Source organism: Caballeronia sp. LP006 (genome assembly GCF_031450995.1).
GTDB lineage: Bacteria > Pseudomonadota > Gammaproteobacteria > Burkholderiales > Burkholderiaceae > Caballeronia.
On sequence record NZ_JARTVW010000004.1, the window covers coordinates 148,140 to 165,022 of the forward strand.

Annotated in this window: 9 protein-coding genes; 3 read left to right on the forward strand and 6 right to left on the reverse strand. The window is 64.7% G+C overall.

Annotated features, from left to right (window positions below; translation table 11 throughout):
* Window positions 1-134: 134 nt before the first annotated feature.
* Window positions 135-4,991: an NAD-glutamate dehydrogenase gene (locus P9250_RS10860; RefSeq protein WP_310392958.1), complete on the forward strand. Its 4,857-nt coding sequence runs from the start codon at window positions 135-137 to the stop codon at window positions 4,989-4,991.
* 1 nt (window position 4,992) lies between these two features.
* Here P9250_RS10860 and P9250_RS10865 read toward each other — a convergent pair whose 3' ends face one another.
* Complete coding sequence (locus P9250_RS10865; protein ID WP_244828599.1) at window positions 4,993-5,181, reverse strand: hypothetical protein; 189 nt, start codon at window positions 5,179-5,181, stop codon at window positions 4,993-4,995.
* Between the two features lie 297 nt (window positions 5,182-5,478).
* Between P9250_RS10865 and P9250_RS10870 the strand changes: the two genes are divergently transcribed.
* Window positions 5,479-6,759 carry an ATP-binding protein gene (locus P9250_RS10870; RefSeq protein WP_310392960.1) on the forward strand — a complete coding sequence of 427 codons (1,281 nt, stop codon included), beginning with the start codon at window positions 5,479-5,481 and terminating at the stop codon, window positions 6,757-6,759.
* Entirely contained in the window at window positions 6,756-7,436 is a 681-nt protein-coding gene (locus P9250_RS10875; protein WP_310392962.1) for a response regulator, read from the forward strand. The genes P9250_RS10870 and P9250_RS10875 overlap by 4 nt, the downstream gene beginning before the upstream one ends.
* Window positions 7,437-7,477: 41 nt before the next feature.
* Here P9250_RS10875 and P9250_RS10880 read toward each other — a convergent pair whose 3' ends face one another.
* The 5 genes from P9250_RS10880 to bcsB all read right to left on the reverse strand — a co-directional run bounded on the left by P9250_RS10880 (window position 7,478) and on the right by bcsB (window position 16,873).
* Window positions 7,478-7,747 (reverse strand): hypothetical protein, encoded by a 270-nt coding sequence (locus tag P9250_RS10880; RefSeq protein WP_244828592.1) that lies wholly within the window; start codon window positions 7,745-7,747, stop codon window positions 7,478-7,480.
* Between the two features lie 144 nt (window positions 7,748-7,891).
* Window positions 7,892-8,227: a host attachment protein gene (locus P9250_RS10885; RefSeq protein WP_244828591.1), complete on the reverse strand. Its 336-nt coding sequence runs from the start codon at window positions 8,225-8,227 to the stop codon at window positions 7,892-7,894.
* A gap of 195 nt (window positions 8,228-8,422) precedes the next feature.
* Window positions 8,423-13,240: a cellulose synthase subunit BcsC-related outer membrane protein gene (locus P9250_RS10890; RefSeq protein WP_409014894.1), complete on the reverse strand. Its 4,818-nt coding sequence runs from the start codon at window positions 13,238-13,240 to the stop codon at window positions 8,423-8,425.
* Complete coding sequence (gene bcsZ / locus P9250_RS10895; protein ID WP_244828587.1) at window positions 13,240-14,391, reverse strand: cellulose synthase complex periplasmic endoglucanase BcsZ; 1,152 nt, start codon at window positions 14,389-14,391, stop codon at window positions 13,240-13,242. Before bcsZ ends, P9250_RS10890 begins: the two co-directional genes overlap by 1 nt.
* A gap of 1 nt (window position 14,392) precedes the next feature.
* On the reverse strand, window positions 14,393-16,873 hold the full coding sequence (bcsB, locus tag P9250_RS10900; protein WP_250493216.1) for a cellulose biosynthesis cyclic di-GMP-binding regulatory protein BcsB: 2,481 nt from the start codon (window positions 16,871-16,873) through the stop codon (window positions 14,393-14,395).
* Window positions 16,874-16,883 lie beyond the last annotated feature (10 nt).

A 16,883-nucleotide genomic window follows, 5' to 3' on the forward strand; every position in this document is an offset into this window, starting at 1 on the left:
CATGACGGAATAAGGTGCCCTGACGAGCGCTCGCGCATTGTGCATCCGCACATGGTCCATCCAAGGCTTCCGCACGACGGGGCGCATAATCCTGCAGAGCATCCGACAGACTCGAAAAGACTGAGGAGGGCACCATGCTGGTCAGGAACGAAGCGCAGGTCGAACATCTCATCAAGGATCTGCTCGAATTCGCACACGGGCGTCTGCCTGACGCCGCCTTCCAGCTCATCGAGCCTTTCCTGCGTCATTACTACGACCAGGTGGATATCGAGGATATCGCGAGCCGCGATATCGCCGATCTCTACGGCGCGGCCATGGCGCACTGGCAAACGGCGCAGCAGTTCGCGGGCGGGCGCGAAGTCCTGCGCGTCTACAACCCCAATCTCGAACAGCACGGCTGGCATTCCGACCATACGGTGGTCGAGATCGTCAACGACGACATGCCTTTCCTCGTCGATTCCGTGACCATGGAGCTGAACCGTCTCGGTCTTGCGCTGCATTCGGCCATTCATCCGGTGTTTCGCGTGTGGCGCGCGGATGCCGGGCCGCACGCCGGCGACATCGTGCGTATAGGACAAGGTCACGCCGATGCAGGCGATGGCCGCTCGTCGCTCGAATCGTTCATTCATTTCGAAGTGGACCGCTGCAGCGAAGGCGAGCGGCTCGAAGAAGTGCGCGAGAGCATTGCGCGGGTGCTCGGGGACGTGCGCGAGGCGGTCGAGGACTGGCCGAAAGTGGTCGATGCGGCGCGCGCGTCCATCGCCGATCTGAAAACGCGCGATACGTCTCCCGACGGTCTCGAAGCGCGCGCCTTTCTCGAATGGATGGTGGCCGATCACTTCACGTTCCTCGGCTGCCGCGATTACGACCTCGTCGAGCACGAAGACGGTCTCGCGCTGCGCGGCGTGCCGGGTTCGGGCGCGGGCATTCTGCGCGAGCCGGCGGGCGGCGATCTCACGCCGCTGCCACCGGGCGCGGCCGCGATCGTCGAAGGCGCGGCGCCGATCTTTCTGACCAAGGCGAATTCGCGTGCCACGGTGCATCGGCCGGGCTATCTGGATTACGTCGGCGTGAAGCGCATCTCGCCCGACGGCAAGGTCACGGGCGAACGGCGCTTTCTCGGGCTTTACACATCGACGGCTTATCTCGTGCCGACCTCCGAGATTCCTATCGTGAGGCGCAAGTGCGCGAACATCGTGCGGCGCGCGGGCTTCCTCGAAAAAGGGCATCTCGCGAAGTCGCTCATCTCCGTGCTGGAACAATATCCGCGCGACGAACTTTTCCAGGCCGATGAAGACGTGCTCTTCGACATCGCGCTCGGCGTGCTGCGTCTGCAGGAACATCAGCGCACGCGTCTGTTCGTTCGGCGCGATCGCTTCGACCGCTTCGTGTCGTGTCTCGTGTTCGTGCCGCGCGACAAGTTCAACACCGACCTGCGCCGCCGCATTTCCAAAGTGCTGATGGAGGCGTTCAACGGCAAGAGCATCGAGTTCACGCCGCTGTTGTCGGAGTCGCCGCTGGCGCGGATTCATATCGTCGTGCGCGCGGATCGTGGCGCAATGCCCGAAGTCGATACGCGCGAACTCGAAGCGCGCGTCGTGCAAGTCGCGCGCCGCTGGCAGGACGATCTCGCCGATGCGCTCATCGACAGTCACGGCGAGGAAGAGGGCAACCGGCTGTTGCGCCGTTATGCGGATTCGTTTCCCGCCGGTTATCGCGAGGATTATCCGGCACGCACGGCGGTGCGCGACATCGAACTGATCGAGGCGACGCATTCGCGCCCCGGCGGTCTCGCGATGAGTCTTTATCGGCCGATCGAAGCGGCCATAGAACCGGGACGGCGCGCGTTTCGCTTCAAGGTGTATCGCGTGGGCGAGCCGATCGCGTTGTCCGCAAGCTTGCCGATGCTCGAACATCTCGGCGTGCGCGTGGACGAGGAGCGGCCGTATCTGATCGAGCCGATCGGTGCGCCTACCGCGTGGATTCACGATTTCGGTCTCGAATTGCAGGACGACGTGGAGTTCGATATCGACCGCGTGAAGCCGCTCTTCGAAAACGCGTTCGCGAGCGTCTGGACCGGCGAAACCGAGAGCGACGACTTCAATCGCCTCGTGCTGCGCGCGCAGTTCGGCGCACGCGACGTGACCATCATGCGCGCGTATGCGAAGTATCTGCGGCAGGTCGGCTCGAATTTCAGCGACGCGTATATCGAACGCGCGCTCACCGGCAATCCGAAAATCGCGACGAAGCTGCTCGAACTTTTCATGGTGCGTTTCGATCCCGCACGCGGCGGTTCGGCCGAAGAGCGCGAACCGCACGTCGCGCGCGTGCTCGCCGATATCGAGGCGGCCCTCGACAAGGTGCCGAATCTCGATGAAGACCGCATTCTGCGGCAGTTCCTCGGCGTCATCACGGCGACCGTGCGCACGAATCATTTCCGCCGCGAGCCGAACGGCGAACCGCGTCCGTACCTTTCGTTCAAGCTCGATCCTTCGAAAGTGCCGGGTCTGCCCGAACCCAAGCCGATGTTCGAGATTTGGGTCTACGCGCCGCGCGTGGAAGGCGTGCATCTGCGCGGCGGCCGCGTGGCGCGCGGCGGCTTGCGCTGGTCGGACCGTCGCGAAGACTTCCGCACCGAGGTGCTTGGCCTTATGAAGGCGCAAATGGTGAAGAACGTGGTGATCGTGCCGGTCGGTTCGAAGGGCGGTTTCGTCGTGAAGAATCCGCCGCCGCTCACCGACCGCGAAGCGTTTCTCGCGGAAGGCGTCGCGTGCTATCAGATGTTCCTGCGCGGCCTGCTCGATGTCACCGACAACCGCAAGCCCGATGGCATCGTGCCGCCGCCCGATGTCGTGCGCCACGATCCCGACGATCCCTATCTCGTCGTCGCGGCGGACAAAGGCACGGCCACCTTCTCCGATTATGCGAACGCCATTGCGCATGAATACGGCTTCTGGCTCGACGATGCCTTCGCCTCGGGCGGCTCGGTTGGCTACGATCACAAGAAGATGGGCATTACGGCGCGTGGCGCGTGGGAGTCGGTCAAGCGGCATTTCCGCGAGATGAACTTCGATACGCAGACCACCGACTTCACCGTGGTCGGCGTCGGCGACATGTCGGGCGATGTGTTTGGCAACGGCATGTTGCTGTCGCGGCATATCCGCCTGATCGCGGCGTTCGATCATCGGCATGTGTTCCTCGATCCGAATCCGGATGCGGCCACGAGCTTCGAGGAACGTCAGCGTCTCTTTGCGTTGCCCCGTTCGAGCTGGGCCGATTACGACACCGCGTTGATCTCGGCGGGCGGCGGCATTCATGCGCGCACGGCGAAGACCATTCCCGTGTCGCCGCAAGTGCAGAAGGTGCTGGGCATCACGGCATCGAGTCTTGCGCCCGTCGAGCTGATCCGCGCGATTCTGCTCGCCGAAGCCGATCTGCTCTATAACGGCGGCGTCGGTACGTACGTGAAATCGAGCATCGAGACCAACGCGCAAGTCGGCGATCGCACCAACGACGCCGTGCGCGTGAACGGTGCGGAACTGCGCTGCAAGGTCGTCGCCGAAGGCGGCAATTTGGGCTTCACGCAACTGGGGCGCATCGAGTTCGCGCAGCGGGGCGGACGCATCAATACGGATGCCATCGACAATTCGGCGGGTGTCGACTGCTCGGATCACGAAGTCAACATCAAGATTTTGCTCGGCCTCGTGGTCGCGGACGGCGAGATGACCGAGAAGCAGCGCAACGTGCTGCTCGCGGAAATGACGGACGAAGTGGGCCTGCTCGTGTTGAAAGACAACTACGCGCAGACGCAGGCGTTGTCGATTGCTAACCGTCACGTCGCTGAGACGCTCGATGCCGAGGCGCGCATGATGCGTTATCTCGAACGCGCGGGCCGGCTCAAGCGCAAGATCGAGTTCCTGCCATCCGACGACGAAATCGCCGAGCGCGCCGCTGCAAGGTTAGGACTGACATCGCCCGAGCGCGCCGTGCTGCTTGCCTACGGCAAGATGTGGCTCTACGACGAATTGCTCGAATCCGACGTGCCGGAAGATCCGCTCGTCGCCGATCTGCTGCCCGCGTATTTTCCGAAGCCGCTGCAGCGCCGTTTTAGCGCGACCATGCAGCATCATCCGCTCAAGCGCGAGATTCTCGCCACGCATCTGACCAACGTGCTCGTGAATCGCACGGGTTGCACGTTCGTGCATCGGCTGATGGAGGAAACCGATGCGCGGCCGAGCGATATCGTGCGCGCCGCATTGATGGCGCGCGACGTCTTCAGCCTCGATGACTTGTGGCGCAATATCGACGGACTGGACAATCTCGTCGCGGATGAAGTGCAGGCACGCATGTTCGTCGATGTCGTGCGTCTGCTCGACGACACCGCACTCTGGTTTCTGCGAACGCTCGAACAAAGTCCGAACGATACGGCGGGCGTGCTCGCGCGTTGCCGTGAAGCCGCGCATAGGCTCGCGCCGCAACTGCCCGCGCTCTTGCCGGCCACGCAACTCGATGCCTGGTACGCGCGCCGTCGTGAACTCGAAGACGCCGGCGTGGAAAGCAGTCTCGCCGCACGTGTCGCGAGTGGCGAGATTGCCACGGCGGTGCTCGATAGCGCGGAAGTGGCCGCCTGCTCGGAGCGTGGTCTCGAAATCGTGGCGAGCGTCTACTTCGGCATCGGCACGTTGCTGGATTATCGCGGTATCGCCGAGCGCGCGATGGCTTTGCCCATCACCACGCACTGGGACTTGTTGGCCCGCGCCGCCGCGCTCGAAGAGCTCGGCCGGCTCAAACGTGCGCTGACGGTGAGTGCGCTCGAACAGTCGAGAGGCATCGATAATCCGGATGTGATCGTGGAGAGTTGGCGCGCCAAACGCGAGGCGGCGCTCGACCGCTACACGCGCTTGCTCACCGAGCTTCGCGCGAGCGGCGGCACGAGTCTGTCGATGCTGCTCGTCGTGGTGCGCGAAATGGCGGTGCTCGAACGCGCCTGAATCAGCGGCGCTTTTTCCTGGTGGCTTTCGGTGGCGTGAGCGCGGCGGTCCAGAAGTCGGCTACTTGCTTCTGGCTGCGGCGCGTCGCCGTTTTCGTCTGTCGCCTGGCGGCCGCCGTTGCGTGGCCGCGCACCGATCCGGCCACGGCATTGGCGCCGGACAACCACATGCTCAGAAAAGGGTTCTTCATGGCGTTTGCCTGATGGTTGCGTTCGTTGATTCGTTTTCAACGCATCTCGAACGCACGGGACGTGCCCGCGCGGTGCGGTTGTGGTATTGCTTGGACGAAGCCTTGACGATCGAGGTTTTCGGTGAACGCAACATTCGCGCTGCGCCTTGCAGATGGCGGGTTGGCGCTGCGACCTTGATCGGCAAGAGAAGAAAGTAGCGACGCGCTTGGCAAATGCCGGGGCATCGCCTACGTCCTGCATGCCATTTCACGCCGCCGCGTTTGTAACGGGCGACGGACTGACAGGAGCACGGGGTCATGGCTATCGTGCACGCCACAGCGGCCTTCGCGGCCGCGTTGATGGGACTGACGCTCGCGCCCTTCGGCAAGCGCGCGCCGGCGCGGGACATTCGGGTGGCGCGCGCGTCGCTCTCGCTTCGTTTCAGCTCGCTGTTCTCCGTGCCGCCGTTCAAGCGGCATGCGCATGGTGCCGCATCGCAAGCCATTGCAGTGCCCGCGAGCATCGAACCCAATTCGTCCTTGCGCGATACGCTCGAATGCCTTCCGCTCGCGATCCTGATTCTGCAAGCCGATGGCCGTATCGAGTTCGTGAACGGCAGCGCCGAAAAGCTGCTCGGTTATGCGCGCTGCGAGCTGATCGGCGAACTCGCGGAGCTCGTCGTGCCCGGCTTGCAGATGGCGAGCCTGCAGCAGCCTGACGATATTGGCACGACCGTCGCGCAACTCTTCGCACGCCGCAAGGACGGCACGCAGTTTCTGGCCGATGTCGCCCTCAACGCGATGCACGGCAGCGACGCCTGCCTCACGCTTGCGGTGGTCATCGACCGCACGGACCGTTACGAGCTGCAGCGCAATCGCCAGGAACTCGCGCATATGACGCGCGTGTCGATGCTCGGCGAACTTGCAGCATCGCTCGCGCATGAGTTGAATCAGCCGCTCACAGCCATACTCAGCAACGCGCAGGCGGCGCAGCGCTTCATGAGCCGCGAGCCGATCGACCTCGACGAAATGCGCGAGATTCTGCGCGATCTCGTCGCCGACAACAATCGTGCGAGCGAGATTTTGCGACGCATTCGCGCGCTCGTGAAAAAGGGCGAGCTGGAAGTCGCGCCCTTGTCGATGGCTGGCGTGATCGGCGATGTCGCGTTGCTCGTGCATAGCGACGCGATCGTGCGCGGCATTCGCGTCGTGCTCGACTTGGCGCCCGACTTGCCGCAGATCCAAGGCGACAAGATTCAGTTGCAACAGGTCGTGCTGAACCTGCTGCTGAACGCCTTCGACGCGATGAACGATTGCACCGGCAAGCGCGTCGTGACCGTATCGGCTGCGCGTGATGGCGATGCGTGGCTGCAAGTCACCGTGCGTGATGAAGGCGAGGGCTTGCCCGCTGCTTTCACGGACGAACTCTTCAAGCCGTTTCATACGTCGAAGCGCGATGGTCTCGGGCTTGGGCTTTCCATCAGCCGCACTATCGTGGAGATGCACGGCGGGCGCATCTGGGCGGAGAGCAACAGCGGACATGGCGCGGCGTTTCATTTCAGGTTGCCGATTCGGGATCACGTAAGGACCGCGCCATGAGCGAAGTCTTTATCGTCGACGACGATGCTTCCGTGCGCCGCGCGCTCGAGCGTCTAGTGGGCGCGGCGGGTTATCGCGTGGAGGCGTTTGCGTCGGCACAAGCGTTTCTCGATCGTGCGCGCAAGCGCGCGGACCCCGCCTGTCTCGTGCTCGATGTGCAGTTGCCGGGCGTGAGCGGACTCGACTTGCAACGCGCGTTATGCAACACGAGCGAGACCTTGCCGATCATCTTCATCACCGGTCACGGCGATATTCCGATGACGGTGAGCGCCATGAAAGCGGGCGCGACGGATTTTCTGTCAAAGCCCGTTGGCGATACGGCCTTGCTCAATGCAATCGATGCCGCGCTGCTTCGTTCGGCCGCGGCGCTAGCCAGCCGCGATGAAATGGCCGGAATTCAACGCCGTATCGAACGACTCACGCCGCGCGAACGCGAAGTGCTGATACTCGTGGTGAACGGCTGGCTAAACAAGCAGGTGGCGAGTGAACTTGGCACCGTCGAAAAGACCGTGAAGGTGCATCGCGCACGTGTGATGGAAAAGATGGAAGCGCATTCGCTCGCGGAACTGGTGCGTCTGTCCGACAAGGCGGGCATCTTCACTTCGGTCGGCGCATGCGCGGGGTACGCGAGCCGTGATCGCGGCGAGCGTGGCGCTGGCAATGCAGAGGTTCATTGAGCCGCGCCGGAAAGTCAGGCGCGACTTCTTGCCGTTACGGCTTAGTGCGGGAAAGCGCCGTGTTCCGGTGCTTGCATCGGCGCGTGCTCGTGGTCGCGATTCTGCTCCATGCCGCGGTTGTCGGCGTGAAGCTCGTCCCGACGGCGTGCGTCCGGACGGCGCTCGTCGTGACGACGCGAATCGACGCGGCGTTCGTCGTGACGTTCTTCGTGACGGTACTCGTGCTTTTCATGCTTGTCGTGCTTGTCGTGCGCGGCGAACGCGCTCAGCGACAGCGAAGCCATGACGATCGCGGCGAAAATCTTCTTCATTTAAAGCGCTCCTGATTCCATGACCGCAAGCCGGATGGCTCGCGATGCGGAATCAACGTGCGCTTGGGTCTTTCGTTGACCCTTAGTATGCCGTTGTAAGGACTTTCAACATTTGTTCACAGATGTCGGCATGAGCGCGCGCCGTCAGAAGGGGCGGCGCGCGCTCATGCCGGCTGAGTCTTCGCTGGCATCTTCATGGACGAGCTTTTGAATCTCGATGCTCAGATACTCACGCAAGGTGCCGAGAAAACGCGGCTCCACTGCCAGCCGCAAGCGATCGAAGCGATGATTCACACGGCTGCGTTCGAGCATTTCGGCAACGGTTCGGGCGAATTGCCGGTCGCGTTCATTGGACTGCGGGGCGCGGGGCGCCGGGTTACGAAGCTCCTCGATTTGCCTGAGGTCAAGCTTAAGCCCTCTGGTTTCGAAGATCCGGGCACGGCTGTCATCGGCGGCCAGAACCCAGGTGATGGCGGTCATGTTGCTCCTCCTCCTCGCGGCCTTGAGCGCGAAGTCCCGACATTGTGCGCTTTCTCTCGCGCGTCGTCAGACATGTCTGTCACGCAGTGCAGCAAAGCGCGCGGCGGGTTCCAGGAGGAGCAACGATGTGAGGCAGCGTCATGCAATTTCGATGCGCCATGCACCGCAACGTAGGCGCATGGCGTCGAGTCCGCATCAATTCGCGAACGACAAATACGGCGAGCTGAAAGCCTGCGGCGGGAAGAGCGGCTGCACGCTGGTTTGCCGCGTGAAGCTGTATCGAACGTACACGGCAGCGAGCCATTCGCGATACTGATACGCGTTGCCGAACGAAGCCGTCGCGCCGATGGCGAGTTGCGGCGCAAGCTGGTATTCGCCCGTCGCGTTGAGCGAGTAGGACACGCCCGTCTTGCTCTGGCTCGGATAGACCGCGCCGGCATCCGGTGCAAGGTTGGCCGCCGTGAACGCCGCCTGATAATTCGGCTCCGTCGGGAAGTAGTTCGACGCGTCCTGCCGATAATGCTGCACGCCGATCGAGCCCTTCAGGTCGTATGTGAAAAGCCCGGTGCGGCCCATGTATTCGACCGGAAAGTTGAGAATGACGTACTGCTGCGGACTGAAGTAGCCGCCTTGTCCGTAGGTGAAGTACGAAAGGTTTTTGTCGTAGTGCATCAAGGTGGTATTCGCGCCGATGGTCAGCGCCTGATCCGCGTCCTTGATGATGCGCGTGTACACACCGCCGCCGCCCTTGACCGCGTTGTTCGTGGCGACGTTCTTGCCGTCGAGGAACTGGTACATCGCGTTGACATAGACACCGCTCGTGCCGTCGTCCCAGGCGAGGTCGCCGCGCGCACCGCTCGATGTCACGCCGCCCCAGGTCGCGCCCGCAAGCTGATCGCGCGCGCCGGCATAGGACAGCAGGCTGTCCGTGACCGCGCGTCGTGCGACGGCGAGCGAGTACGAGACTTTATCGGTGATGGCGTTCTGATACTGCAAACCGCCAACGACGTTGGTCTCGCGAAAGCCGAGCGGCGTCGTGCCGACGTCGCCCTTGAAGTTGCGGTTCTCGTAACCGACCGCGAGTCCCACGCCGGTCGCCGTCTGGGAGCCGTACTGGTTGCCGGCGGCCGGAGCGATCGCGTTGATGCCGGAGCCGAAGCGCGCGAGCGTGTTCTGCTCGCTGCTGGCGGTGCCGGCGTCGAGCGTGACGGGCGTCGCCCGCACGATCACGTGGCCGTTGCCGGCCTTGATGCGGCCTTCGATGGGCGCTTCGATATCGGTGAGGTTCGAGAGACCGTCTTCGCCGTTGCGATTGCGGAAGATGATCCCGCCCGACACCGTGCTGGCCTGTTCCCGCTCGATCTGCGCGAGTTCATCGGCGACGCCTGCAGTTTGCGGATTCGCGACGGGCGCGGGCATGCCGCCTGTGTTCATCGTGGCGGCGGACGCGGCGCGCTGCCCGGCTTGCGCGGCTTGCGGATAATACGGCTGCGCGTAACCGGCGGGTGGTTGCGGCACGTACTGTTGCTGGGCGTATTGCGGTGGATAGGGTTGTTGATATTGCTGTTGCGGATACTGTTGCTGCGGGTAGGGCTGCTGATATTGCTGCTGCGCATAAGCTTGCTGCGGATACGCTTGCTGATACGGCGGCTGATATTGCTGCTGCGGATAGCCTTGCTGCGCATAAGCCTGCTGACCATACGACGCCTGCGCGTACTGCTGCTGCGGCGCGTTGGCGGCTTTACGCGATGCCGAGCGCTTCGCCGTTGATGTACCCGCCCGAGTGCTCGCGCTTTGCGGCGCATAAGCTTCCGACTGCGCGGCTTGCGCCGCGGGCGACATCGGCCAGGGCGAACTGTTGTACGCGTCCTGAGCGGCAGGCGGCGCGCCTTGATACATCGGCGCTTGCTGCGGATACGGCGCGGGCTGCGCGTATTGACCTTGTTGTGGATATGAAGCGGGTTGCGCGTACTGCGCTTGCTGAGGATACGAAGCCGGCTGCGCATACTGAGTCTGCTGACCCGGATAAGCCTGCTGCGCGCCACCCGCGCCCTGATCCTGTCCCGGGTACGGCTGCAACGGCGCACCGGATTGCCCCGAGCCATAACTGTCGGGACCATAGCCGCCCTCGACCGGACGCGGCACACTGGCAGGCACGACCCCGCCACCCGACTCCCCCGAGCCATCCGCCGCACCGCCATACCCACCGCCCGCAACCGGACGAGGCACATTGGCAGGCGCCCCCGGCGCGCCGTTATAAGGACTCACATAAGGCGCGGAATAAGGCACGGTCTGAGGAGGCGGCAAATAGTTCGGCACGGGCTGCGAATAAGTCGGTGTGATGTTCTGGCGATACCCCGGAAACGCATTCGATCCGGCGGCAAGCGCGGACGGCGCCGTATCGACGGCGGTCTTGCCTTCGAATGGATTGGTGCCCGGCAACGGCATCGTGCCGATACGGCTCATCGCGGTCTGCCAGTCGCGCGGCAGGTTGCTCGCTGGCTGACCGGGAGCAGGCGCGAGCGGCGTATTGGCCGCAAGCAGCGAGCGCTGCAGGAACTGCGCGGCGAGATCGAGCTTGCCTTCTGCCCGATACATCCTCCCGATCGATGCAAGCACGCCCGGATCGTTCGGCGCGGTGTCGTACGCCTGTTTGGCAAGCGTCTCCGCCAGCTTGAAATCGCGCACGCCGGTGGCGGCCGACATCGCGGCGGCTTGCAGATTCACGTCGTCCGGACGGCGCGCGAGCGCAGTTCGATAGCAGTTGAGCGCGCTGCGGTCGTCGCCCGCCGAGGTGTACATGCGGCCGAGCGCGGCCTGCAAGTCGGCGTTGTCGGGCATCGCGGCGAGCCAAGGTGCGATCACGTCGTAAGCCGCCGCGAGATTGCCGCTCTGGCGCACGTTGTCCGCCCGCGCGATCACGATTCCGACGTTCAGATTGTTGAAGTCGGCGCGTTGCTGCGCGGTGAGCGGCATCGACTGCAGCCGGCGCATCACGGAACCGAGTTCGGCGTCCTGCTGGGTCTGCGAGAGGATTCCCGCGTATTGCAGCAAAAGACCGGGATCGTTCGGCGAATTGGCGATCGCGCCGCGCGTGAGCGAGAGTGCGCGCGATGCATCGCCCGCTTTCAGATACGCCGACGCCACCGCGCCCGTCAGTTCCGCGTTGCCGGCAGCAAGCGGCTCGGCGCGACGCAGAATCGCATAGGCTTGCTGGCGCTGACCGGCCGCGGCGGCGCGCGTCGCGAGTTCGGTCTGCTGATGCACCCAAAGACGATGTTGCAACGCGCCCATCGCCGGCGTGCGCTGCGCGGCGGTAATCCGGTCCAGTTGCGATAGACCCGTCGACCAGTCCTGTGTTTCGGCGGACAGAAGGGCGCTCGCGTAGAGCGCGTCGGTCATGTCGGGGTGCGCCGCGAGCAAGCCGTCCATCATGCTGCGCGCATTGCCGACCGCGCCCTGACGCACGTAAATGCGCGCGAGGTCGAGCCGTAGCCACGGATCGTCGGGGCTATTGAGCAGCGCGTCCTCGAAGAGACTGCGCGCCGTACCCAGATCGCCGCGTGCTTCGGCGGCGCGTGCCTGCGCGGCTTGCGCATCGCCACGCAGCTTGTTGATGCCGCCGGCTTTCGCCTGTTGCTCCGAGTTCAGCTTGTTGGCGAATTCGAGCGCTTCATCGCCGCGCCCCTGCGCCGCGAGCGCGCCGACGAGTCCGCGAATGGCATCGGGATTGTCCGCCTGACGCCGCAACGCCATGCGATACGCCGCTTCCGCGCCCTTCGGATCGCCATTCGCGAGCAGCATTTCGCCGAGCAGCGTCTGCGCGGTGACATCGGCGGGACTCGTCGCGATGGCGCGTTCGAAGAGCGCCTTGGCCTTCGCGATCTCGCCGTTGCTGCGTGCGCCGATGGCATCGCTCGTATAGGTCCAGTACGTCGCGCTCGTCAGCGCGTCCTTCCAGCGCGCCGGATTGCCGGCCCGCGACGCGCGTTCGAGATAGCTGCGCGCTTCCGCGAAACGCTCCTGTTTCAGCGCGATGACGCCGAGGCCGCCGAGCGCGTCAGCATCGTTCTGATCGCTTGCGAGCACCGACGAGAAACGCGCCTGCGCCGCGACCAGATCGCCGCGATCCACGGCAGCGAAACCTTCTGCGACAGTGCGACCGCGCGCATCGACGACTGCGCCCGCCTGCGCGCGTTCGCGTGCTTCCTTGTCTTGCAGCACCATCGAATCGAAACGCGCCTTGACGGCGGCATCGTCGGGCGAACCTTGCAGATACGCCTGAAACAGCGGTGCGTCCGATGCGCGCGCGCCGAGCCACAGCAGCGCCTGCCGCCAGCTCTTCTTCGCCTGCGCGCCGACCGTGCTGTCGTTCGACAACGCCGCCAGCCGGGCGATGCCATCGCGCCGCGTCGAATCGCGATACGTCAGATGCTGCGCATAGGCGAGGGTGTAGCGCGGATCGTCGGCATTCTGGCGCGCGAGCTGTTCGAGGCCGCGTCGCGCTTCGTCCCAGCCTTGCGGCGTCGCGGCGAGCGCCTGGTAATACTCGAGCTGAAGTTCGGGCGTCGCGGGCTTGCCTCCGATGGCACGCTTGTATTCCTGCACCGCCGACGCGCTCTGTCCGCTCTGCGCGAGACGGCGCGCGTCGTTGACGGTCTGATCGCGCGCGCTGGTTTCGCCGAGACGCCGCCCCAGATCGTCGATGTTCGGATAGTTCGGCGCGACCTGACGCAGTTGCGCGAGATACTGCTGCGCGCCGCTGCCGTCCTTGCGATCGGCGAGCACCATGCCCATGCCGAAGAGCGCATCGGGCTGCTTCGGGTCGAGGCGCAGCACCTTCTGCCACGCCTGCTCCGCGAGGTCGCCGCGCTTGTGCGACTGCCAGTATTTGCCCTGGTCGATCAACACGTTGAGCGGATCGGCACTCGTCTGCGCGATGGCGATGGCCGGCGCCGCCGCCGCGAACAATGCCGCGATGCGGATGGCCAAGGTACGTTGTCTGGCCCGCATCAGCATGCGCTTCTCCAGTTCGGCACGAGACGGCCGGATTCGTCGAAGCGATAGCGGCCTTCGACGAAGCCGCCACCGAAGAGACCGAGCACGCGGTCGTAATACACCGGTTCGCGGCCCGCGCCCGGCGGCGCGACGAGTGCTTCGAGATGCGTGCGCGCGAGGCCCAGGCCGTGCTGGTCGTTCAGCGCCTTGAAGTATGGCGCGAGCGCGCCCCAATACGAGAGCGGGCCTTCGCCGCTGGCCGTACCGGTCGTCGAAGAAACCTTCTCCGGCGGAAATCCCGTCTGCGCCACGCTCTGGCGCATGCCGCCGAGCGCGTCGAGCCAGGGCTTCGCGAGCGGATCGCCCGCTGCCGTCATGCCGGCCCAAAGATAGACGCGGATCGCGTCGTAGCTGCCGGTATCGCCGCTTTTTGGATCGACCACGAACTGGCCGTTCTGACTTGTTTGATACGCCGCCCAGTCGGGCGCATAGCCGCGCGGCGCGGTGATCTTGATCATGCGCGCGGCGCTTTGCGCGAGCTTCGCCCACGGGCCGTCGGGCATGTCGCGAGCCAATGCGCGCAGGAGCGGCAGCGGCAGATAGCTCGGGTTCAGACGCGTGACATCGCCTGTGCGAAAGCCTTGCGGACCGGGCAGCAGCATCGGCCCGAGGCCCGGCAGATCGACCACTTCCTGCTTGGCGATCTGCGCCGCGAGCGCCTGGCCGAGCTTCGTATAAGCCGGCTCCTTCCACAGCCGTCCGGCTTGCAGCAAGTCGTATGCAATCCACAAGTCCGAATCCGATGCCGAGTTCGGGTCCATCACGCCATAGCTGCCGTCCGGCTTCTTGCCCCATTGCCACGAAGGCAGACGCACGTTGTTCGCATCGAACTGATTGCCGGCCAGATTGGCGCGCGTCCAGTCGAGCAGACGGTCGAAAGTCGCGCGGTCGTTGGCGACCAGCGCGAAGAAGAGGGCGTAGGACTGGCCTTCTGAGGTGGTCTGCTGCGCGTCGGTGGAATGGTCGACGACTCTGCCATCGGCCTGCACGACGCGCTCGACGAACAACCGATACGCCGGCCATTCGCATTGCTGTGCAGCTTGTGAACTCAACGCCGCGCCGGCAAGAACACCCGCGACGGCGGCCTTCGAAATTGAACCCCGCATGTCAGTCCCTCAGACGCCGCGCGGCGAGCGAGCGCAGCGCACGATAAAAGACGGCAGCGATGATGAGCGCGGCGATCACGGCGGAAAACACCAGCAGCACCGGATGCGCGGACAAGGCCCAGCGCATGTAGTGCATGGGCGAAAGCTGGCCGACGTAATAGGCTTCGCCGTTGGACGTGACCGCGACCGTGCGGCCGTGAATCACCGCCATCGCGCCTTGAATGGATGGCAACAAGTCGTTGTCGAGCAGGGCGGCGGACAAATCCGCATCCGACTGTCCCGCCGCGCTGATGAGCGCCACCGCGCTGCGCCCGCTCTTCAACGGCGACTCGAAGCCGGTGAGAAGCGCGTCGCCGTTGGAGCTCACGAGCGACAGATCGGCGCGCGCCGGAGAACGTTCCGGGCCATGCTCGCCATGCCACCAGTCGACCAGCTTGAACGCGACATCGCTCAGCTGGAAGGTGCGCGCGTCGCCGTCGCCGGAAAAGGGCATGTTCTTCGCCCAGCGTTGCAGAAGCGGCTGACGGCCCGGCGAGCCGAGGACCAGCAAGTCCTTGTCGGCGAAGCGGTCGACATCGTTCGCGCTCGTCACCGTGACGCCCGTGACCGGATAACCCGTCGACGCTCCCATGCGGCCCATCTCCAGCAGAAAGAGACTGTAGTCCGCCGAGTTCGGATCGTTCGGCAGCACGACCGCCGTCTGCGACAAGTCGGCCATGCGCGTGAAGGGGAAACCGCCGTTGGCGAACGCGGCCAGATCGGGCAGCGCCATGTAATGCGGGAAGCTCGAAAGATCGATGGTCGAATTCGGATCGATGGCGCCGACGACGTTATCGAGCAGACGGCCGGTGCATTCGCCGGTCTTCGGAATGTCGTAGTAAAAGTGCATGCGCAACTGCGCGCGCGGCGAGATCAGAAGCGGCGGCAGATAAACCTCGCGGCGCGCGGCCACGGTCTTGTCCGGCATCACGCGGCTGAAGTACTGGCCGAGATCGAACGTCGAAGTCGATACCGCCGGGATGCGCAGCGACTGCACGAAGCCATTGTTCACGCTGATATTGAGCGACGAACGGTCCGGCGCCGGGCGCACGGTGTAGCGATAGCTCAGATCGACCGGCACGCCCTTGGTCTGCCACATGAAGAGATCAGGCGGCACACGCAGGTTCACGCGCACGGCGTCGGCGTCGTAACCGCGCGCGGTCAGATCCTGCGCTTCGGCCAATTCACCGAAACGCACGGCGCGGTCGGACGGCAGCCAGTTCGGCGCATCGTAGGGGCGGCGCGGTTGCAGATCGGCGAATTGCGTGATCGTCGCGCTCGTGCCGGAGAACGCGTTGCGACCGACACCCAGCGCTTTCGCGGCGGTCTTCAACTCGTTGTCGTCGCGTCCCATCACGAGCAGCAAGCGGCCGCGCGCGGCGGCATCGCGTTCGACGACCGCAATGGTCGGGCCGGAAACCGGCGGCAGATCGACGCCCGCGATTTTCGTATCGCCGGTGGCAAACACGACGGCGTTGCCCGCGAGCGGGACGTTATCGGACTGTGCCGGGAAGATCGCGCCGCGATAGCCCGCGAGCGAGCCGAAGTACGACGCCACGGTGCCCGCCGCTTCGAGCGCGGGCAGGCTCGGCTTGCCCGCGAAGACAAACGGCAGTTCCAGGCGACGCACGTCGCGCCGGTCGAAGAACGGCGCGGGCAGCGCGGCGAGATCGGGCTTGCTGGCAAGCGACGCATAAGTGAGATCGAGCGAACTCGCGTTGCTGACCGTCGCCCACAGCGTCGAATTCGACGGGTCCTCGCACTGCTGCGTGTAATGGCCGATCAGCTGAACGTTGAGGTGATTGAACTCGGTGATGAAGCGCGGATCGATGGCGATATCGCGCGCCACGAGCGTGCCGGCCTGATCGCGCGGCACGGGCAGGGTCGCCGCGACTTCGCCGTTGACGAGCACCTTCAATTGCGAGATGGACGGCAACAGCGACGGCGAATAGCTATAGATCAGATGCAGGACCGCGGCCGTCACGACTTCGTCGCCGCGCACGGAAAACGCCACGCCGTTCTGGCCATCGGTGCCGCGCATTTGCAGCGGGTCCTGCGCGCCGAGGTCCACGAAAGTAAGCGTCTGACGACGGCCGCCGGGAACGAGCGTGCCCGGATCGGCGGTAGTCGGAAGACGCGCGGCGAGCGGCGAGGACGGCTTGCCGGAGAACGCGGGAACCGGCATGGCGAGCGCGGGCTGGACGATCGTCGCGGAGTTGTAGATCACGGCCGGGCTTGGCGCGGGCACGCTGCCGACGCCGGTGGCCTGCTGCGTCGGCACACCGTTGGCCGCGACGGCATCCGCCGCTGCCGCGATGGACGCGAGCGGGCCAGCAAGCGCGGTCTGCAGTGCCGCGAGGAACGCCAGCGCCCGCACCAGCGGGCGTTCGCAAAAACGCGGCGCGCGCTCGCCCGCATCGTGATCAACACGCAACTTCGCCATGCCGGTGCCT

Coding starts and splice junctions, on each gene's coding strand:
- P9250_RS10860 (WP_310392958.1), top strand. CDS start 135: ATGCTGGTCAGGAACGAAGCGCAGGTCGAACATCTCATCAAGGATCTG.
- P9250_RS10865 (WP_244828599.1), bottom strand. CDS start 5,181: ATGAAGAACCCTTTTCTGAGCATGTGGTTGTCCGGCGCCAATGCCGTG.
- P9250_RS10870 (WP_310392960.1), top strand. CDS start 5,479: ATGGCTATCGTGCACGCCACAGCGGCCTTCGCGGCCGCGTTGATGGGA.
- P9250_RS10875 (WP_310392962.1), top strand. CDS start 6,756: ATGAGCGAAGTCTTTATCGTCGACGACGATGCTTCCGTGCGCCGCGCG.
- P9250_RS10880 (WP_244828592.1), bottom strand. CDS start 7,747: ATGAAGAAGATTTTCGCCGCGATCGTCATGGCTTCGCTGTCGCTGAGC.
- P9250_RS10885 (WP_244828591.1), bottom strand. CDS start 8,227: ATGACCGCCATCACCTGGGTTCTGGCCGCCGATGACAGCCGTGCCCGG.
- P9250_RS10890 (WP_409014894.1), bottom strand. CDS start 13,240: ATGCGGGCCAGACAACGTACCTTGGCCATCCGCATCGCGGCATTGTTC.
- bcsZ (WP_244828587.1), bottom strand. CDS start 14,391: ATGCGGGGTTCAATTTCGAAGGCCGCCGTCGCGGGTGTTCTTGCCGGC.
- bcsB (WP_250493216.1), bottom strand. CDS start 16,873: ATGGCGAAGTTGCGTGTTGATCACGATGCGGGCGAGCGCGCGCCGCGT.